Source organism: Brenneria salicis ATCC 15712 = DSM 30166 (assembly GCF_003315515.1).
Lineage (GTDB): Bacteria > Pseudomonadota > Gammaproteobacteria > Enterobacterales > Enterobacteriaceae > Brenneria > Brenneria salicis.
Genome location: NZ_QNRY01000004.1, coordinates 1 through 19,713, shown reverse-complemented (window position 1 = coordinate 19,713; position 19,713 = coordinate 1). Strand labels below are relative to the sequence as shown.

At 50.4% G+C, this 19,713-nt stretch carries 14 protein-coding genes and 4 pseudogenes; 7 read left to right on the top strand and 11 right to left on the bottom strand.

Translation table 11 applies throughout. The features are described from left to right. Positions 1-195 precede the first annotated feature (195 nt). From DES54_RS03160 to DES54_RS03140, 5 genes are all read right to left on the bottom strand, one after another. Entirely contained in the window at positions 196-2,667 is a 2,472-nt protein-coding gene (locus DES54_RS03160) for a putative virulence factor (protein ID WP_113865167.1), read from the bottom strand. Beyond that, positions 2,664-5,651: a virulence factor SrfB gene (locus DES54_RS03155; protein ID WP_113865166.1), complete on the bottom strand. Its 2,988-nt coding sequence runs from the start codon at positions 5,649-5,651 to the stop codon at positions 2,664-2,666. The genes DES54_RS03160 and DES54_RS03155 overlap by 4 nt, the downstream gene beginning before the upstream one ends. Beyond that, positions 5,651-7,048: an SrfA family protein gene (locus DES54_RS03150; protein ID WP_113865165.1), complete on the bottom strand. Its 1,398-nt coding sequence runs from the start codon at positions 7,046-7,048 to the stop codon at positions 5,651-5,653. The genes DES54_RS03155 and DES54_RS03150 overlap by 1 nt, the downstream gene beginning before the upstream one ends. Before the next feature lie 322 nt (positions 7,049-7,370). Further along, on the bottom strand, positions 7,371-7,637 hold the full coding sequence (locus DES54_RS03145) for a YjbD family protein (protein WP_113865164.1): 267 nt from the start codon (positions 7,635-7,637) through the stop codon (positions 7,371-7,373). 246 nt (positions 7,638-7,883) lie between these two features. Further along, on the bottom strand, positions 7,884-8,573 hold the full coding sequence (locus DES54_RS03140) for an expansin EXLX1 family cellulose-binding protein (RefSeq protein WP_113865163.1): 690 nt from the start codon (positions 8,571-8,573) through the stop codon (positions 7,884-7,886). Between the two features lie 455 nt (positions 8,574-9,028). Here DES54_RS03140 and xopG point away from each other — a divergent pair, with 455 nt between their 5' ends. After that, positions 9,029-9,673, top strand: coding sequence for a XopG/HopH/AvrPtoH family type III secretion system effector (gene xopG / locus DES54_RS03135; protein WP_113865162.1), 645 nt, complete (start codon positions 9,029-9,031; stop codon positions 9,671-9,673). A 104-nt stretch (positions 9,674-9,777) separates the two neighbouring features. On the opposite strand, the pseudogene pdxK reads toward xopG, so the two are convergent. Next, positions 9,778-10,026: pseudogene (gene pdxK, locus DES54_RS03130) on the bottom strand (pyridoxine/pyridoxal/pyridoxamine kinase); the annotation flags it as partial. A 329-nt stretch (positions 10,027-10,355) separates the two neighbouring features. Between pdxK and DES54_RS03125 the strand changes: the two are divergent. The 5 genes from DES54_RS03125 (at position 10,356) to DES54_RS03105 (ending at position 14,174) form a co-directional block, all read left to right on the top strand. Continuing rightward, a complete protein-coding gene (locus DES54_RS03125) occupies positions 10,356-11,201 on the top strand; it encodes a mannosyl-3-phosphoglycerate phosphatase-related protein (RefSeq protein WP_113865161.1) in 846 nt (281 codons plus the stop codon). A gap of 22 nt (positions 11,202-11,223) precedes the next feature. Continuing rightward, positions 11,224-12,441 carry a glycosyltransferase family protein gene (locus DES54_RS03120; protein WP_113865160.1) on the top strand — a complete coding sequence of 406 codons (1,218 nt, stop codon included), beginning with the start codon at positions 11,224-11,226 and terminating at the stop codon, positions 12,439-12,441. A gap of 72 nt (positions 12,442-12,513) precedes the next feature. Next, positions 12,514-13,263 (top strand): bifunctional NADP-dependent 3-hydroxy acid dehydrogenase/3-hydroxypropionate dehydrogenase YdfG, encoded by a 750-nt coding sequence (ydfG, locus tag DES54_RS03115; protein WP_113865159.1) that lies wholly within the window; start codon positions 12,514-12,516, stop codon positions 13,261-13,263. Between the two features lie 162 nt (positions 13,264-13,425). Then, entirely contained in the window at positions 13,426-13,776 is a 351-nt protein-coding gene (locus DES54_RS03110; RefSeq protein WP_113865158.1) for a DUF1283 family protein, read from the top strand. 95 nt (positions 13,777-13,871) lie between these two features. Beyond that, positions 13,872-14,174 carry a DUF1161 domain-containing protein gene (locus tag DES54_RS03105; RefSeq protein ID WP_113865157.1) on the top strand — a complete coding sequence of 101 codons (303 nt, stop codon included), beginning with the start codon at positions 13,872-13,874 and terminating at the stop codon, positions 14,172-14,174. Positions 14,175-14,220: 46 nt separating this feature from the next. Here the strand turns inward: DES54_RS03105 and DES54_RS03100 are convergent, their stop codons facing one another. From DES54_RS03100 to DES54_RS03085, 4 genes and pseudogenes are all read right to left on the bottom strand, one after another. Beyond that, complete coding sequence (locus DES54_RS03100; protein ID WP_113865156.1) at positions 14,221-15,690, bottom strand: MDR family MFS transporter; 1,470 nt, start codon at positions 15,688-15,690, stop codon at positions 14,221-14,223. A 140-nt stretch (positions 15,691-15,830) separates the two neighbouring features. Further along, the gene (bioD, locus tag DES54_RS03095; RefSeq protein WP_113865155.1) at positions 15,831-16,496 is read right to left on the bottom strand and encodes a dethiobiotin synthase; all 666 of its coding nucleotides are present in this window, start codon (positions 16,494-16,496) and stop codon (positions 15,831-15,833) included. Positions 16,497-16,679: 183 nt separating this feature from the next. Beyond that, on the bottom strand, positions 16,680-17,897 hold the full coding sequence (gene mlc, locus DES54_RS03090) for a sugar metabolism global transcriptional regulator Mlc (protein WP_113865154.1): 1,218 nt from the start codon (positions 17,895-17,897) through the stop codon (positions 16,680-16,682). Positions 17,898-18,046: 149 nt separating this feature from the next. Then, positions 18,047-18,437, bottom strand: a pseudogene (locus DES54_RS03085) (LysR family substrate-binding domain-containing protein); the annotation flags it as partial. A gap of 16 nt (positions 18,438-18,453) precedes the next feature. Here DES54_RS03085 and DES54_RS03080 point away from each other — a divergent pair. Next, positions 18,454-18,987: pseudogene (locus DES54_RS03080) on the top strand (MFS transporter); the annotation flags it as partial. A gap of 42 nt (positions 18,988-19,029) precedes the next feature. Here the strand turns inward: DES54_RS03080 and DES54_RS03075 are convergent. Beyond that, a pseudogene (locus tag DES54_RS03075) lies at positions 19,030-19,521 on the bottom strand (YopT-type cysteine protease domain-containing protein); the annotation flags it as partial. Between the last annotated feature and the right edge of the window lie 192 nt (positions 19,522-19,713).

Genomic DNA, 19,713 nt, shown 5'->3' with positions numbered 1-19,713 from the left:
CGTCTTTGCCTCGCGGATTAATCTGCTTGCGCAGGGATAACGTTTCATATTGGAATGAAAGGATAGTTGAGCCAGCCGGTGCGTCAAATTAACGCATTGGAAATAAAGAATGATGTTGGGGAAAGAGTAAGGTAAAAACATATACTGTTTAACGGCGGCGCACAAAAACACGGCGGTTTTTGTGCGCGTAACCGATTATTTTTCCACCGGTTTAATCAACGCCAGAATAGCGGCTAATTGCTCGCGCTGTTCGGCACTCACTTCCCGTGCCGCGGAATAGCCTGCATTCTGAATAATGGTTTCATTCAAACCGACCAGCCAGTCATAGATATAAAAAGCGGTATTGTTGGTGGGTGTTAACGCCAGTTTGGTCAGACGCTGAGATGCACCGAAATTGACGGCCTGTTTTTCCGGCTTGGCAAAAATCTTGTGACCACGATTGATACGGCTGGCAGGACGCAATTCTTCCGCCATTTGCTGGAAGCCCAGCCAGGCCACGAAGTCACCCAGCACGGTCAGCACGCGGGATACCTGACGGTCCGCTTTACTTTCACGGTGTACCCCCAGTTGCTCCGAATCGACCAGCATGCCCACCAGCGCATCCTCGATATTCAGGCGAATGCTGGCGGTGATAAGCTCTTCCACCAGCATTTCAATCGTGGCTTTTGTCACGCCCAATAGTTCAATTAATGGCCCGTTGTCGGGCAGGCTGCGCAGATGGTTAATCCAGTAGCGATAGACATGATGCGCATACCCGACTTCATAACCGTGATCCAACGCCTGAACCCGGGAAGGTGGCTGCGGTTCAGGTTCGATCGGATCGTCGGCAAACAGATCGATGTCGATCCCGACGCCAAAAGGGTCGAGATTGGCGGCTGGCGCGCCTGCTTCTTCAATTTCAGCATGGTACGAGCCATATTCCGGTTGATCTTGCTGTTTCAGATAGAGACGGCGCAGTTCGTCGCGGGAAGGCAACAAACGTTCCAGTAGCTCACCGTGTACGCCGGTGCGGGTCTGCAATGATTTAAGCAAAGTCTCGGCGATGCGTTGTTTCTCCGCCGGATCATCGGCGCCAGCGGGGTGATACCAGTTCCCCAGCAAGTTATCGCTCAATTCGCGTTGAATTTCGCTGAGTTGTTCGCTGATGCGACCAAGTTTTACTTCCCGGTGTACTTCGGTTCCCAGCCAGGCCGCCATGCGGGTTACGCCGCGTTTATCCATCGCCAGCATGGTTCCCCAGGCATCGCCGGGGTTGCCGACGTAGCGCTGTACGGCGGCGTCATGGTTTTGGCCGTGGGTAATGCGGCGATCGAATTTGGTCACCGCCCAGATCAGACCCGGTTTGCGCCGGCTGCGGATCTGGGCGTTTTCGCCCTGCGTTTGCCGTACCCAGTAATCCAGCGCTTTACCTACGGTTTTGATATCCTCGCGCTTACCAGCAGCGGTGCAGACCATCAGGACGTTCATTTCCTGATTATCGGTATAACGTTCCAGCAGGTAGGCGCGTTTGGCGCGCAGTAGTGTTTGCGCCAGTGAGTGACTGCTATTACTGGTTTCCGCCGTTTGCGCATCGTCAGTGGATTCGCCGATATCGCCAAAGCCGGGGAAATCCAGAATATCGACCTGTTCAAACAAGGATTCGCGGGTAGCTGAATGCAGCGGGATCAGGAGTTCAACCGCCAGCATGGTTAACTCCGCCAGCGATAGCTCGACGGTTTTTCCCGCCCGACCGTTGATCACCGGCCTTACCAATACGTCGGGATCTGATGGGGTGTTAAGACGCGTCAGCGTCGCGCCGTTAATAATGCCGTTGGCCGGTTGCTGGTTTTCATCGACCAGAATTCTCAGCGGCGCCAGCACTTTGCCTGTACCTGAAAGGTGTTGCAAGGTATGGCCGAAATGACGATAGGCGTCGGTTAAGGTTTTGAAATCGCCCCATAATACGGAAAACAATCGGGCGCGATCGTCAATGCTGAGGTAAGGCGCCAACTCCACGGCGACAGGCCAGTAGTGCGTCTCCAACTGTTTTTGTCGTTTGGCGTCGTGACGGGCCAGATAATCCCACAATTCGACTACTTCATCGCGGGTCATGCCTTCCACCGGCTCCGGCTGACGGTGCCTCAGCAAGGTTTTCAGGTGTTCGGCAATATGATGCTCGTCTAACTCCTCGAACGACGTTTCCTGATTGAGATCGTGCAGGAAGGCATGCGCCATAATCTTGCCGATGTTCACTTCGCTGAGCAGCAACAATTGGACCGGGAAGGATTTGTTTTTTACGCCAGCCTGACGGCTAAAACGCGTGACCAGCGCCGTGGTTTGATGCGCCGGATTAATCTGTGCCAGAAAATCGATCTGTTGTCCTTCCAATGAAGTTTCCAGCTTGCCATTCTCGCCGCATGCCAGTGAAGAAATCAGATAGGATTTTCCCGCCTGCGACAGACCAAAGAAACCAATGGCGATATCCTTGAGCGATACGTCAGCCAGATGTTTTGCTTTGTTGCGGTGGCGACGTAGCTTGACGACCAGTCGGTCTGCTTCCATATCCAGACGCGGCGCATTCTGGCGCGTGCTTTCAATCCAGTCTATAGCCTGATCAACGCCCTCGGTGACAGTTTGTAACTGGTTATTGAGTCGGCTTGAGAGTTGTTTGGGCGTTAAGGGTCTCATTTTCTAAATACACTCCCGCTATCGATCCAGTAGTGCGTGGCGCCGGTTCCGTTAGCGGTCAAGGTGTTCAACTTAAGTCGTAAATGCTGTACGGGAACATGTGCGCCATCTTCCAAAACGGCATCCGCGATTTCAAACCGTTCCGGGCTATCCTGACCGTCGCCTTTCTTCACCGCCAGTTTGACGCGCAGGACGCTGTCGCCAACCACTTTTCTCGCCAGTTCCTGATCGACAATCGATAGGGTATAAAGCGAAGATGCGGGCCAGCGTTCGTTATCAAGCTGACGGAAACCCAGACACAGGGAACCGCGCACCTGAAAACTGGCTTCCGGGTCCAGTTTGAAATCGGCCTCATCCAGATCGATATCGCTGTAATACTTGTTATCCGTGGTCAGCGCATTGTTGCTGTCCATCATGCCGAGGTAGCGGATGGTGGAATAGGGTTGAAAATCCCCAACTTTGAAATAGAAGCCTGGCAGACGCAGATCGAGCGCCAGCAGACATAACATGGCGCCTACCGCCGCGGTCGATTTCGGGTTATCAATACGGCCACGTTTATTGAACGGATACCAGTCATTGGTATGGTAACCGTCCAGCGACAACATGCGGTTGATCGGCAATGGCTGCAAATGCCGAAACAACGCCTGAATGCCGGGGAAACGGGAAGGGCGACCTGTTAGCAATAAAATATCGCAGGCATAGAGCGATACTACCTCGGACATTAAACGCAGATTCTGCGTAATGTTCATGCGGTTGGACAAAAATTCGCCGTGCAGCTTGCTCAATTTGAGAATGAGCGGTACTTGCAGAATATCAAACGGGTTGTCATCCACCGACAATTCGCGCTGTACTTCCGTGTTGATGTATTCCAGCACTTTCAGTGTCGGATGCTGCGTCAACAACTCGCCGAAAGTCGATTCGATTTCGGCGCTGGCGTCCAGCGGATCGAAGCTTTCATAGGCTTCCAGGATCGCGCGGCCAATCGGGATGAAGATCTGTAACGTCACTTGCTGACGCAGGGTGAGTTGCCCGTCCATCCGGCCTTCATTGCCAAACAGTTTCGCCATTAGCGCATCCGGGCTGGTTAGGCTAACATCTTTTAATGCCGACTGAAGCGCCGGTAAAACATAAAGCTGGATCACATCAAGCAGAATATCGTCGCCCGCGACCTTGAATCCTTCGCGGAACAGCAGGCGTGGAATGATTTTGACATTGTTGCCGACGCCGTCATCCAGCAAATATTGGGTAATCGCCAGATCAGTGGTGCCGCCGCCGATATCAATCGAGGCGATACGCAATGTTTTACCGGCTGGCTCACCTTCGGCCAGTTCTTTATCCGGGCGCACCATGCTGGCAAAAAAGTCTTCGGCGCGGCCACCGAAATTCACCTGGGCTTCGTTATACAAATAGACCATTTGTCCGCAAGTGGCTTCGTCCCATTCGATCTGCACATCCGGTACCGGTACGTGGCTTTTCTGCTTGTCCGCGGGCGTAGTGAAGTCATCATCCAGCGGATGCCAGCCCACGGCTTTCCACACCAGCGCGATTGCTTCATGCATCCGGCGACGGAAAATTTCACGTTCTGGTTTGGGCATGGCCGAGGGCAACGTCAAAATAATGTTGCGCAACTGACGCGGCGCGGCGCTGTGGATTATTTTCAGCCGTTGCGCCGCGCTGTTCATTTGCATCATCGCCTGAAGCAGTAATTCGGATAGCATGAACGTCATGATGGAACTGCGGCTGTAGTGCGCGGAGAAGACGGGCAATCGCTCGTCCAACGGTTGGTTGTACAGCGGCTGACCTTCATCATTGAGCAGGATGGTCAGCGGCATGGCCGTCGCCAGCGGTTCATTTTGCGAATGCGCATCCGGTTGGCTGAAACGCCAGCCAGGGGCATAGCTCTCTTCATCCCACAGATAACGGCGCGGACTGGAAATCCCCGTTGAACCTTCCGTACCCTGACGCAATAGCGCCATCCGGCTGGCCTCACGACCGACACGGACGATTGACGGCCACAGGAAAGCATCATCGCGACCGCTTTCCACGGAGAAGTTTTGCTTACCGAATTTCACCTGAGCAAATTCAACACGGCTTTCAAACAGTTCGTTATACAGGTAATGCGGTTCGCTCAGATCACGCAGTTGCAACTCGTAGGTTTGTTTCAGGCCATTGCTTTCATCCGCGTGATCTTCAACCAGAATACCGCAAGTGTGCGAGTTACCGACATCAAGGATCAGATCAACATTGACGGTAGGCTCTTGTAACGTTTTGGTATTAATACGAATTTCTGGTACAGACAGTTGGTTGCCCAACATGTCCAGCAGGTTCATGAAGTGCGCCTGATATTCAAATCCCCTGAGCGCGGCCTTGATATCGCGCGCATCCCGATTTTCCTGCCGGATCGCCTGCTGAACGAACACTTCCCTCAACCAGCCATCAACCCAGGTTTGATCGAGAAACTCACCCAGTTCATCACTGTGATAGGCCAGGGCAAAACTGCCGCCGGTTTTGATGTCATTCTCATTGGACGCCAACGCTTCGTAGGGATGTCCCTCAGGATACACTTTGGTATCGAACGCCAGGCAGATGCGGTGTGTATTACCATCCTGATCCGGCTTATCCAGCGCGAGGATTTGCATCCGCGCCCAGTTATCCGGCCCGCCCATAAAGGTGCGCGGCGGATTGAAGCGTAAAAAAGGCACAGGCAGCCAGATCTTTTCCAGCAACTTTAGCGATTGTTCAAGCGGAGTACTCAGTTCCGGCTTGACCACCTCCGGCAGCGCGCCGATGGGCGAGGGCAGCAAATACTTGTCTGTCTGCTCGTCATAAATCAGGCGCAGTAGCGGCCCGTTGGCGCTTTTACGGACATATTTATTCGGAAAATCAATGCTTGCTTCCGGTTTCAGTGCGAAATCCAGAAACTGGATCCCGCTGTTCTGAATAAGCGTAATTCGTTGTTTGTAATCAGTAATCGTTGCCAGCATTAGGATTTACTCTCGCCCGTTACCGTCATAGGGAATACCGAATCGGCGTTGTAGCGACCGATACACTCCGCCGCGCCAGCCGCGCTTTGTTTACATACGATTTCCGGCATCTGGAATCTGGAGTTATCACTGCACCGCGCTCTGGAGCGGCTGTTAATGATCAGATTACCGGAGCTCATCAATCCGGCTTCAATATTCGCACGACAAGTGACGCCATCACCGTGCGTTATCCGTGCGGTGCCTCTGCCGTCCCTGATTTGGTATCTCAGGCTCGGCGGGCGACCGGTGATCGGCGGTGTTTTGGCATCCACCGCGACACGCCAGGTCCCATTAAGGAATTTGATGGAACCGATACGCACTGCATCCGCAGGCATCACCAAATCGTCTTTCCCGGCGGGAACCACCGGCGGCGCGGGTTCAGGAACCGGGGCCGGTTGCGCTGTCATGTCTTTTGGTTCGCTGGCGACCGGCGGTTTAACGGCGGGTGTTTCCGCTACCGGTTCGGCAATCGTCGTTTTAGTGGTCACGGTTTCAGTTGGTGGGGCTTTTTCGACGACGGGTTCGGCGGGTGCGGTTTCAGCCGGAGCAGGAGCGTTATTGACCGGCGGCTGCGGCGCGGAAGAAGGCAGGGCGCGTTTTTGCGGCGTGGTGACCGATGCTACTCGATCCGTCTCAGAAGCGGCGCTCTGTTCCGACACGCATCCACGAATTTGCAACGTCAGTACCGTCATCAACGCCGCCGCCGGGAGCAGCCACCACATCCGCAACCAGGGGCTGCGGACAGCAACGGCAGGTTGGGCGGCGGGAACAGGCTCCGGCGTGACGACAGGTTTGGGTGCGGGCGCAACAACGGGGGCTGCGGGAGGTTCGGCATAGGCGGATGTTGCAACCGTAAACACCGGCTCACTCTCCTTTTCTGCCGGGCGGAGGCAATCAAGCGCATCGGTGCGGGATTTCTTATCCAGATTGACGAAGCCCCAGAAGGTCAATACTGGATTGCCATCAACCAGATAGACATGGTTCGGCCCTGGAAACTGGATAGCCTTGGCCAGCAGAACGCCAAACAGTTTCTGACCGGCTTTCTCCGCATTTTGTGCATGCTGGCTAATTTCAGCAACGGTAGCCTGATAGGTTTCCAACCGTTTTAGCGCTAAATTCCGTTCTTCTTCGCTAGCGGCAATCCATGAAGTAACGTTGCCTTCAACAGGCGAATACCAGTCAATTCGGTCGCCATTTTCATTGGGCTGTGGGATCGCCAGACAGTCTGCAATCTGCTGTTGTTTTCGCAGACGTAATGTTTCCCGTAACTGAAGTGCTGATGCATAAACCGGCTGCCCATTTTCGCCTAGCGCCAGAAAATCATCCAAACTTCCACTACGTAAAAATAATTTTGCCACGCAAAAAGACCTTTTGTAATAGATGCATAAAGCAGAAAATAGAGTGTAATCTGCGACAGGGTATACTTTAGTGCTAATGATGGCGAATCAAACGCTTAAAGAAGTGACAAAACAGACAAATATTTAAGCTATAGATGGTGTTGAAACCGGAAATACCGGGAAAAATCACGGTTGTTTTGTGTGGCGGATAAAAATCGGCGTCACACCCCAAAGCGCTGATGGAAAAAAGGCCAGTTAAGCTCAATCGCAGTGATTGAGGTCTTTTGTTGCTGGCAGGGGGCGAGTCTGCCCCTTTAAATTTTCGTCACGTAAATTATTGCGTCTAGCGTCGGCCTCGGAGATTGGTATTGGCAGACCACTCATAGGTTGTTGAAATATCAGGTTTGAACTTGTTCTTTTTCCTTTGAGCCTGGGCCTTTTTCGCTACGGCCTCACGTTCTTTGGTTAACTTATCGATGTAATCGTCTTTGATGTGGTTATTTTCGGAATTAGTCAGCAGGCGACCGAGCTTTTTTCTTTCCTGATCGAGCAAGGTTTTCAACTGACGTTGCTCACTTTCGGTCATATCTCTCTGCGTTAATCGGGACATAGTGGTTAGCCTGGTAGAAGAAGATATTTCATTGTAGAGGAAAAGGGCGGTAGGGTCATGGCGAACAGGAAAAATAGTTAATATCGATATAAAAAACACCAATTTAACGTTATCTGCTGATGATCAGAAGGATCGCTGGCAGGGGGAGCCGCCAAAACGCCAAAATGTAATGGCCAAAGATTTTTATGAAGGTGAGAGCCATTATCCAACAACAACAATAACTCTCGACCTTGGAAAGGGGCGTTATTACAGTTGTACGTTCCCCTTGATCAAATAGGCTGATGATGTGCTTTGCAACATTGGTGGCAGCGTATCACGTAGCGTATTGCCTTTTATATCGGTGAATTCGATAGCGATATTATTATTGCCAACATGTTCTAAAATAAAATGGTTATAATCGGTTTTCGGTGCGGAAATCCATTGATTGCTCCGCATGTATTTCATTTCAATTATCGGATATTTCACATTTCTGAATTGTACGGCGGCCCAGTAAGGATTTGAGCCTTCTTTTATTCTGTAAACGACATTGCCATTGACTGGGGCTTCGATTAAAACCCAATTGATATCTATTTTCCCATCTTTTAAATCACCGATTTTTTCAAACGCATTAAAGGATAAATCCAATGCGCAGTCACCACCTTCGGGATATAAATCAGTTACGTATACGATTGTGCTTCCTTTAGGCCCGTTTACTTGCAGATACGCCCCGGCCAACGCAGCTTTTACGCCGCGATAATCCAGTTGATTCCGGTTTAATGCGGTGATTTCCATATCCTGGGGAATGGGGTCCAACAGGAGTGCGCCGCCGGAATATCCCGAACCAGTCGCAGTGGCATAGCCGTAGCATATGTCACCCAATTCCCATTTTGCATGAGCCGTATTAATGAGAGGAGTAAATAAAAATGCAGATATTAATAACGAGATTATTTTTTTCATGTTCACATCCCATATGATTCAAGATTAATAAAATAGACGAATCGTCTAACACCATAACCGAAATAGATTGCGGATTTATTTCGGTGTTTTTAAATATACTACTTTTACTGCGCAAAGGGAAAAATTTATATTTATGAGGGTAGAGCAGCATTAAGGAGTGCGCAGACGCAGGTTTAAATAAAAAATTAATATAAAACCTTTGCTCGCAAGAATTTTAATGCATAAACATAAAGTCAGATAGTGATAACTAATTATAATTCTAATAATAACCAATAATTAGTAACATAATAATGCTGGAACCAAGCCTTATTAATAAAAACTAACGTGGCAAGAAGTATGTTTTTAAATAAATACTTCCCAGGCGCACATTAATATGTGAGTTATATATACCTATTAGATATGAAACGTAGGGACTAATCTTTCTAGGTATATGTCAATCCGAGTGAGTTGTTAATATGAACAATTTTCCAGGAATCAGGATTGGTGGTTATTCATCATACAGTTTTGAAAATGATGTTGTCGAATCGCTCAACCGAATCCAATCAGGCCCATCCGGGCGACGTCTTTTGCAAAAAATATCTGAAGAATCAACCAATGAGAAGCATGTAACCATTTCCGAAGCGAATGCTGGACAGGCGCCAGTGGCCCGGCCCAGGCTGACGCTTTCCCAAATGAGTAAGCTGGGAAGCAACCCGACGCAAAGAGAATTTGAGTCAATGCTGATCAAAGAGTCAACCAGTTCAAGTTTTATCAATAAAAAGGGCACCGCATCGGAAATACCCTGGAGTAAAATGGCAGCCGAGCCGGAGGTCAATTCATCAGGCGTTCCGATTGCAGGGGCAAATCCTGATAACGCGTTTATCGCATTAGCCCATGAGCTCATTCATGCCAATCATCATCTGGCAGGAACCAGTAAATATGGTGGTTCGGTAACGCGGGATGCTTCCTCTGCTTTAACAAAATCTGGAAAAGAGGAGCTTCGAGCCGTAGGGCTTGGCAAGTATGAGTTCGAAAGAACCGGAAAGCCGACGGAAAACTCTATTCGTCGTGAACACGGGCTCCCATTAAGGACCAAGTATTCGCGCTCAGGCGAATGGTGATAGAGTAAAGGAGTTACAGCGGGAACGCCAGTTCCCGCCCATCCTCACCTTGGTTCGCATAATGTATATTATGTTAAATTGAATTTCTGCCAACCATAGCCGATTTCGAGCAGCCCTTTAAGAAAGCCTTCAAACCACTCAACGGGGACTTTGCCGCCATAACAGGTTGGATAGTGAGGCGTGTTGCTCAATATGACCGTCGGCACAAATGAAACCCGTAAACCATGCTGCATCAACGCGGGAACCGCGATACTGTTTCCCACACAGCCATAAATGACCTGTGATTGAATGGAGATAACATCATATCTCGCTGGACTCGCGCTATGGCAGTTGTGATCAGGGTTTGGCGTTATTGGTACGTATTTCAATATGATTCCTTATCGCTTACTGTGCGGCTTTCAACAGATCTATGATTTAGTTCACCACATTTTTTCCTGCGCTGTGTAGCATTTTATTTATTCCCACAAACAAGATCGATATGTTTGCCCTATCCGTCAACGGCTAAATGCGGGCGACGGAAACGTAAGTTTGCGTAAACACCGATTTCCGCATACAGTTAGGTACGGTGATTCATATCACACTTTATCCGCATTATCAGGTTGATATCTCAACCAGCTTGGAAACAACGTCTTATAAGCCCATCGTTATCATCTGTTTATTTCCGATTAAGTATGGAGAATCAATGCCTGTATTGAGCGCCAACCTGATGATCTTCACCGATCTTGACGGCTCGCTGCTGGATCATGATACCTATAATTGGGAACCCGCGCGTCCGTGGTTGGCACGACTGAGGCAATGGGAGATCCCCGTCATTATCACGACCAGTAAAACGGCGGCGGAAGTTGAGCAATTGCAAAATGAATTGGGGTTAAGTCACCTGCCTTATATTGCGGAAAATGGTGCGTTGATTGTGTTGCCGCCCGCGTGGTGCGCGCACCCGGATTATCCACGTAAAGTTTTTGATGCTGACTATCCGGCCATCTGCGCCCGACTTCACCAGATACGGGAACGGGAATCTTTTCAATTCAAAGGATTTGCCGATATGGATAACGAGGCGGTTGCCGGCGTAACGGGGCTGTCACTGGAAGATGCAGGTTTGGCTCGTCAGCGAGAAGCGTCCGAACCGCTGCTATGGCTGGATGACGCCACGGCGTTAGCCCGCTTTCGTCAATGTCTGGCCGAATACGGGTTGTCGCTAACGCAAGGCGGACGCTTTTATCATGTAATGGGACAACGAGTTAGTAAGGGACAGGCGGCAATCTGGATAAAAAAACAGTACGCCGATAAAGACGGCACTCAGGTCACCACGTTTGGTCTGGGCGATGGCCCGAACGATATCTCTTTGTTAACCGCTATGGACTTCGCGATTTTGATTAAAGGGAAAGGCATTCAATTAGTTGAACTGCCTCCAGATTATGTAGGCAAGCTGTATCGCACACAGGCTATGGGGCCTGTGGGTTGGTCTGAAGGGCTGACGCACTTCATCGGCGATGATTTTTCATCGACAAAACCTGCGCATAAAGCATAAACGCAACCTGAGGGAGAATGCGATGAGTGAATTTTATCAGGATGGGATCATTACCAATTTCCATAATCTGACCCAGCGTAAAGTGGAAGAACTGGAATACGAGCTACAGGTATTTTCCGGGCAGAACAGCATGGGGCTGATTCTTCCCTCGCTTTATTCGGAGCTTGAAGGTCCCGCGTTGGGAAATATCGTAGAAATGTTATCACAGGTAACCTATCTCGGTGAAATCGTGATTGGTCTTGATCGCGCTGACGAGGCGCAATTTAAATATGCCCGCGAGTTCTTTTCCCGCCTGCCGCAGCGTCACCGTATTTTGTGGAATGACGGGCCTCGCCTGAAAGCGCTCAGTGAGGAACTGGCGGATAAATCGCTGGCGCCAGTGGAACCGGGTAAAGGCCGCAACGTATGGTTTTGCGTCGGCTATACACTAGCTTCGCGTCGATCCTCCTGCGTAGCGTTGCACGATTGTGACATTGTCACGTATGATCGAAATATGTTGGCGCGTTTGCTTTACCCGGTGGCAAATCCACATTTTCATTATGATTTCTGTAAAGGGTATTATGCACGGGTGGCGGATGGCAAACTCAACGGACGTGTAGGCCGTTTGCTGGTCTTCCCGCTGCTGAAATCGTTGCAGCAGGTTTATGGTAATTCAGATTATCTGGATTACATGCGTAGTTATCGTTATCCCCTGTCGGGCGAGTTCGCGATGCGCACGCATATTCTGAATAACCTGCGTATTCCTAGTGACTGGGGGCTGGAGATTGGCGTGTTGTCGGAAATACATCGGGGGACGGCCACCAGTCGCATTTGCCAGGTGGATATAGCCGATAATTATGATCATAAGCATCAACCGATGTCGGAAGATGATCCTCATTCCGGTCTGCAACGTATGGCGAGCGATATCACCAAAGCACTGTATCGTAAGCTGGCGATATTGGGCGTAAATATTACGACCGATTCGTTCCGGGTTCTGCGCGCTACCTACTACCGAACTGCGCTGGATATGATTGATGCGTTTGAGCATGATGCACGTATGAACGGCCTGCACTTCGATCGGCATACGGAAGAATCTGCCGTGGAACTGTTCTCTGATGTCATTACCCATGCCGGTCAGGTTTACAGCGAAAGTCCGGGGGATAAACCTTTCGTGCCAAGCTGGAACCGGGTGCAGTCAGCATTTCCCGATATCCTTGAGCGCTTGTACAGCGCTGTGGAAGCCGATAATCAGGACGACTGATACAATTTGCCTGAATCTTTCGCATCTGCGTCGTTTGTTTACAAATCATGAACATAATCAGAGGAAAACAGCATGATTATTTTTGTTACCGGTGCAACCGCCGGATTTGGCGAGTCAATTACCCGTAAATTTATCAAAGAAGGCCATAAAGTTATCGCAACGGGACGTCGCCAGGCGCGTTCGGATGCACTAAAAGCGGAACTGGGCGATGCACTGTACACGTTAACGCTGGATGTCCGTGATCGTAAGGCAATCGAAAACGCTGTCGCCGCCCTGCCCGCTGATTGGCGCGCGGTTGATGTGCTGGTGAACAACGCTGGACTGGCGCTGGGGTTGGAGCCTGCTCACAAAGCCTCGGCGGATGACTGGGAAACCATGATTGACACCAATAACAAAGGGCTGGTTTTTATGACGCGTGCGCTGTTGCCGGACATGGTCAAACGTAATCGCGGACATGTTATCAACATCGGTTCAACGGCTGGAAGCTGGCCGTATGCCGGTGGAAATGTCTATGGCGCGAGTAAAGCTTTTGTCCGTCAGTTCAGTCTGGGGTTGCGGGCCGACTTGTTCGGAACGCCGGTTCGCGTGACGAATATTGAACCGGGGCTGGTTGGCGGCACCGAGTTTTCCAACGTGCGCTTTAAGGGTAATGAAGATAAAGTGAGTCAGACCTATGGCAATACCCAGCCACTTACACCGGATGATGTGACAGAGGCCGTATTCTGGGTGGCGACGTTGCCTGCGCATGTGAATGTCAATACGTTGGAAATGATGCCCGTCAGCCAATCCTTCGCGGGGCTGAGCGTACATCGCGAGAGCTAATCGCAGTCTGTCCGAAGTAAAACGGCGGCTGCAATGGCCGCTTTTTACCCTTTTGCGTCACTATTCGGGTGTAGTGCTATTGAGATGAAGAATGGTAAGCTAGCTTTCGTTATAGGATCGTCGTGGCGTTTGTATTAATCATTTGTTCTGTCAAGGTGAAACATGAACCAACATTCCTTTGCTTCTCTGATTCGGGCGTTGCTCCCGCTCTCCCTGGTCGTGATGGCTGCGGCCTGGCAACCCGTCGCACTGGCAGATACCCGCCATGTTGTGATTGAATCTGGCGACAGCACCTTATCCAAAGAGGCCGCTCGTCAAAGCAGCGAACAGTGGGATTCCACCCGCTCTCTGCGTAATAAAGTCAATTTCCGTACTGAAAAAGAATTCGATAAAATTGAAAAAGCGATCGATGGGCGTGAAAAGTGTGATGCCAGCTATAACGTGAATGCTTATTGGGAAGCCAATACTGAGCGTTGTCTCGATCGTCGTACCGGTCGTCCGGTCACTCCTTAATTTTTAGTCTACGCTTTTATAATCATCGTCATCCGTCTGATAAGTTGAAACATCAGAGGGATGACATGATTTAATCCAAATAAAAGGGTGACAATATGAAAAAAATCATCATTTTTAGCGCGGCTTTATGTGTCATTGCTCCTCTGGCGGCACAAGCGTCTTGTGAAAGTGTCAAAGCTGACATCTCACAGAAAATCATCAATAACGGGGTGCCTGAATCCGGTTTTTCACTGGAAATCGTACCTAATGATCAAGCAAGTCAGGTCGGTGGTCAGGTAGTCGGCCATTGTGAGAATGATTCACAAAAGATTGTTTATACTCGCCACGCCGACGGTGACATGGGGACGGACAGTTCGATGGCGCCGTCGGAAAGTGAACCTGCACCACCGGCGCAGTAACCGCTCTGTCGGCGGCCTTCCCTCTGGTTCTGGGGGAGGAATGCTTTTATCTGGCCGCTTCCGGTTTTTGGCGCGCCGGGATCATGCAGGCTGAAAATAACGTCAGAACCGCTATCAGCGCGGAAACGATAAACACCCAATGAATAGACGTCGCTACCTGCAAAGAGATGGCATTAATCAGTTCGGTGCTCATCATATTTCTACCACCCATCAATGTCTGTAGCGGATCGTCCAGTTCCGGCAAACGCCAGTGCAAATTAATGTTGAGCGTTGCGCCGAGGATTGCGGTTCCCAGCGCGGAACCCAACATGCGGGTAAACATGGTTGATGCTGTCGCGATACCGCGAATAGAGTAATTCACGGCGTTTTGTACTGACACTAAAAACGTGGTGTTGCTCAACCCCATTCCGGCGCCGATAAAAAATGCGGCGACACGCGCCCCGTTCAGATTACTGGCTTGATCAAGCGTCAGCAGCACCAGGCTGCCTGCGATAATCAGTATGCCGCCGATGATCGCGGTAAAGCGGTAAGAGGTGCGCAACATCAGGCGTCCGCTCAGCGTACTGGCCAGCGGCCAGCCAATAGACATCGATGCCAGGATACTACCTGCTTCCAGCGGGGTTTTGCCCATCACGCCTTGTATAAACGTTGGCAAAAAGGCGCTGACGCCCATCATTGCCGCGCCGATGGTTAACCCACCAAGATTACCCGCAATGATGACTTTATTACGCCATAGCGCCAACGGAAAAAGTGGCTCCGGTGTGCTTGACTCCTGTCTGAACAGCAAAATGCCACCCACGAATGCGATGATCAGGAGTGGAATAACCCAGAATCCCAGCGCCTCGGCTTGAAGCAACGCCATTAATAAACTGGCGACGGTCACGGCAAGGTAAAAGGCGCCTGCCCAATCCAACTGGTGAGGGCGTTTGTGATCAACGGACGGCAGATAACGCGCCAGTAGAAAAATAGAGAGTAAGCCGATGGGAACATTAACCCAGAAAACCAGCGCCCAGTTGAAATGCTGAACGATAAAAGCGCCCAACAGCGGCCCGATGATAGCGGAAATTCCCCAGACGCTGGAAAGATAACCCTGGATTTTCGGACGCTCCGAACTGCTGTACACATCCGCGACGATAGTAAACGCGATAGGCGTGATCGCGCCTGCCCCTAATCCCTGAATGGTGCGAAACAGGATCAACCATCCCATATGGGTGGAAAAACCACATAGCACCGAGCCCAGTAAAAACGTGATAGTGCCAATGAAAAAAATACGTTTTCGGCCAAAAAGATCGGCCAGCCGACCATAAATGGGGATGCTGATGGCCTGTGTCAGCAAATATCCCGCGAAAACCCATCCCAGCAGCGAGAACCCCCCAAGATCCGCAATAATCGTCGGCAATGCGGTTGCGACAATAGTGACTTCAATGGCCGCCGTGAACATCGCCAACATGCAGGCAATTAATACCCAGTGGCGATGCGCAACCGGGGGATGCTCGGAGTTATTCGCTGTTTTCATTACATTTTCTATGAGGGGAAAGAGTCAGTTTGTGAGTATATCAGGTGTTGAGCGGCGTGAGAGAAAAGAAAATCTGGCGGATTGCCGACACATAAAATGACCTCGCATCGTGTAAATAATCGCACGATGCGCATAGCGGCTTAATTCATGATGGCGGAGAGGTCGATATAAGGTGATAAATCACGCTGTTCAGCACGAGGCAGATAGGGTAACTCGCCCAACTGAGGCGCGGGGATCTTTTTACGCAGTACGGTGATAATTTCCGCATAGTTTGCCAGGCCGGGATTAATACGGTTGGCGACCCAACCTACCAACGGTAAACCGTCATTAAGAATAGCCTGAGCGGTTAATAGCGCGTGACTGATACAACCCAGTTTGATGCCGACGACCAACACGACGGGAAGCTGTTCCTGAATAACCCATTCGGAATAAGGCCGTAAATCATTCATTAGCGTCCGCCACCCGCCGCTGCCTTCCACCACCACCATATCCGCCTGTTCACTCAGATACTGCAACCCTTGCGTCATCGAACTGTAGTTAATCGGGTATTCACTGGCGCTGATTTCATCTTCCGGCAACGCGATGGGATTCACTTGTTCATAAGTTAACTCAAGAGTAGACGCCGACTGTAACAGTTGCGCATCGCGGTTTCTCAGCCCTTCTTCTGTTTCCTCGCACCCTTTTGCAATGGGTTTATAGCCTGCCACGGATTTGCCACTCATGGCCAATTTTTGCAATAGCGCTTTGGAAACCACCGTTTTTCCAACGGCGGTATCAGTACCTGTGACAAATATATGTTTCAACATGAGCTAACTCCGGGCCACCTGAAAAATAACAAGCACAACAAAATGCTTTCCAATAGTGAAAGTCTATGCGATGCACTGTTCAGGCGGCTTGCGTTAGCTCAATGTTTTGCTTCTCAGGACTTTCGTCCAGAAGATAGAGAAGAAAAAAACGGAAGTTTTAAACAGTGCGACAGAAAATACATTTTAGCCTTGCAACAGCTTCACCAGCAGCGAACCGTTGTACAGTGCGTCTTTCACTAATGCCGCGCCGGGCATCGTCCCCTGATTATAGAAGTGCGTCGCTTCAACCTGAATGTTATGGCTGTATGGCGGGAAAGACTGCTGCCGGATGCACCCTAAAATCGCCGGATATAAAATGCTGGCCGCCTTATTCAGCGGAGAACCGACCAAAATTTTATCCGGGTTGAACAAGTTCACCATGATGGCGACAATACGGCCAATATTGCTACCGACATCCTGAATAATATCTTTTGCCAGCGCGTCGCCTTTGAGCGCCGCGTCGCACAAACTATCCACGGTGAGCGGTGAACCGTGCAAAATGGAGCTCATGGAGGCGCTCATCCGCTGCTGAGCTAGTTCCAACATGCTTTCCGTGCCGGCAACGGTTTCGAGGCAACCATGATTACCGCAATAGCAGCGTTTACCATAAGGATCGACCTGAGTATGGCCGATTTCAACCAGATTACGGCTGCCTGCATGCAGAATATGGCCGCCGGTAATGACGCCGGCGCCCACATTGTGATCGATAACAACCTGAATAACGTTCTGCGAGTCGCGTGATGCGCCGTACAACGCTTCCGCCATCGTCCAGGCGCAGATGTCATGTTGCAGATAGATCGGCAGCCCGGTTCGTTTTTCCAACGCCGGGCCAATAGCCATCTCTTTAACATGATAAAACGGCATGCGATGGATAATACCGGTAGTGGCATCAATAATGCCCGGCGCAGTGATGGCGATAGCCGTCAAACGTTCCAGCTTTTTTTGGTGGCGAATGAAAAAATTATCAATTTCATTCAAAATACGATCCAGCAAAGGCTGGGCGTGTTCGGCAGGAAGCGGAACATTGTCTTCGACCACCAGTTTGCTGCTCAAATCGCGCAGCGCCAGAATCATCGAATGGTGGCTGATGCGAACGGAAAGGAAGTGCCAGGCCTGAGTATCAAGGATCACCCCGATTGCCGGACGCCCTCTGCTGCCGATATCCTGATATTCCGTTTCCTGAACCAGATGGGCTTCCAGCAGTTCGCGCACAATTTTGGTGATACTGGCGGGCGCCAGTTGAGCGCGTTTTGACAGTTCGATACGTGATATCGGGCCATACTTGTCGATCAGTCGGTAAACCGCGCCGGCATTCATTTGTTTAATTTGATCGATATGACCTGGTTGACCATCGGCAATCACAAACCTGGCTCCTACTTTTCATTGCGATACGGCGGCTGGGGATCTGTTTCCTAATATCCTGACGGTTAAAGCCTGCGACGATATGCGCTTTATTTTTCACGCTGCAAAATAAAAAACTGCGGGTATGGTGGAGCTTTTAACTAAAGCCGTCAAATATTTGATTCGTTATGTGATTTACCGCACATATTGCATGGATTATCGGCCCAAAATCAGCGCAATCAGCGTCTGTGCCGCCGCACTCAGCGGCAGGTTTCGGGCCGTAACCAACCACACTTCGGTCGTGGCATCGCTTTCGGCCAGCGACAAATACTTCACGCCATCCACGCTGATACGGGTAAAAGAGGCGGGCAATATGGAAACGCCAAGACCCGACGAAACCAGCCCGATAATCGTCATCGCCTCGCCCACTTCCTGCGTAATGTACGGGCTGATGCCGTATCGCTTGAGTATGGTCAGCGTTTCGTCGTAAAGCGCCGTTCCCACCGCGCGCGAGAAAAAGACAAAGGGTTCCTGCGCCAGTTGCATGATACTGATGGTGTTGTCCGAGGCGTGCTTGGCGGGACTTCCGTTGCTGTTTTTACAAGGTTTCCTGTTGATGGGATCGTTCGTGACGCTGTTCAACTATATCGGCTATCGATTACTGGCGGCGCCGTATTTGCTGAGTCAGGCCGTGGTAGGGTTATTGTCCATCGTTTACCTGACCGGCAGCTACAGTTCACCGAAAGCAGGCACATTGACTTATCGCTTCGGACGTGGCCCGGTATTGAGCATTTCCGTGCTTTTGATGCTGCTCGGTTTGGGGCTTATCGCGCTGAATAGCCTTTTTTTTATTGTTGCCGGCATGATGCTGTTTGCCGGCGGCTTCTTTGCCGCTCACTCGGTTAGCAGCGGCTGGGTTGGTCAGCGTGCGCGGCGGGCAAAAGGCCAGGCGTCTTCCATGTATTTGTTTTCCTATTATTTCGGCTCCAGCCTCGCCGGTACATTAGGCGGCGTGTTCTGGCATGCATTCGGCTGGTCTGGGATTACCGTCTTTTTGAGTATTTTGTTGTTGCTCTCCCTGCTGATTAGTTTTCGCTTGAAACAACTTTGAACAGCGCCAGCCACAGAGTGATGGGATGTCTGTGGCAGCGAGTCAAGTTGCTCTAAGCAGATGAACTTCAGGCACGGGGACTCGGTACGTATAGTTCTGAATGATATCTCTTAGCGTGTTTTTAACCGTCGATTCTCTCGAATTGACGGTGGATTCACCTTCATTGGGATCGAATATATGGAGTTTTCCTGCTTCCTGATGAGTGGCGATGGCATGATGGTCGCCATTCGTTCTGATGAGAACCAAAACGTGGGATTCTCCCGGTTCGCTGAGATAATTAGCCAGGTTTCTCATTGCCCCGTCTTCGTTGCCGATGACGTGCATGAAACCGCGATTGGTCAGATTCAGATCGAACCGCTGAAATGTCGGTTGAAACAAATTTTCAAATGAACTACCTCTATTGTTCACCTCTCTGTCTCGATAACTTCTCTGTAAAGTATCTACATTTTGCAAAACCTCAACGCGACGAAGATAGTTCATTCGAGAATCGGCTTCGCCATTATAATTTTTTATCCTATCAAGCCAGGCGGCACTGAATACGACGCAGCCACTTCGTAAATCGCCTACTCTCGATAATTCGCTCGTTTGGTCGAACGTAGCGTTTCTAAATAACTGCGCCTAATAGTAGATCACTGAAGGGAACTCAATCCGGTTTGAGCGATCTGATCAATCGCCAAATCAAAACAAATCACCAACCGGACTGAGTTATGCCGATCATAGCATTCA

Excerpts from the sequence above, each read along its gene's own strand:
- DES54_RS03125 (WP_113865161.1), top strand. The coding sequence starts at position 10,356 with ATGCCTGTATTGAGCGCCAACCTGATGATCTTCACCGATCTTGACGGC.
- DES54_RS03140 (WP_113865163.1), bottom strand. The coding sequence starts at position 8,573 with ATGAAAAAAATAATCTCGTTATTAATATCTGCATTTTTATTTACTCCT.
- ydfG (WP_113865159.1), top strand. The coding sequence starts at position 12,514 with ATGATTATTTTTGTTACCGGTGCAACCGCCGGATTTGGCGAGTCAATT.
- DES54_RS03110 (WP_113865158.1), top strand. The coding sequence starts at position 13,426 with ATGAACCAACATTCCTTTGCTTCTCTGATTCGGGCGTTGCTCCCGCTC.
- DES54_RS03160 (WP_113865167.1), bottom strand. The coding sequence starts at position 2,667 with ATGAGACCCTTAACGCCCAAACAACTCTCAAGCCGACTCAATAACCAG.
- xopG (WP_113865162.1), top strand. The coding sequence starts at position 9,029 with ATGAACAATTTTCCAGGAATCAGGATTGGTGGTTATTCATCATACAGT.
- DES54_RS03155 (WP_113865166.1), bottom strand. The coding sequence starts at position 5,651 with ATGCTGGCAACGATTACTGATTACAAACAACGAATTACGCTTATTCAG.
- DES54_RS03105 (WP_113865157.1), top strand. The coding sequence starts at position 13,872 with ATGAAAAAAATCATCATTTTTAGCGCGGCTTTATGTGTCATTGCTCCT.
- DES54_RS03100 (WP_113865156.1), bottom strand. The coding sequence starts at position 15,690 with ATGAAAACAGCGAATAACTCCGAGCATCCCCCGGTTGCGCATCGCCAC.
- DES54_RS03145 (WP_113865164.1), bottom strand. The coding sequence starts at position 7,637 with ATGTCCCGATTAACGCAGAGAGATATGACCGAAAGTGAGCAACGTCAG.
- DES54_RS03120 (WP_113865160.1), top strand. The coding sequence starts at position 11,224 with ATGAGTGAATTTTATCAGGATGGGATCATTACCAATTTCCATAATCTG.
- bioD (WP_113865155.1), bottom strand. The coding sequence starts at position 16,496 with ATGTTGAAACATATATTTGTCACAGGTACTGATACCGCCGTTGGAAAA.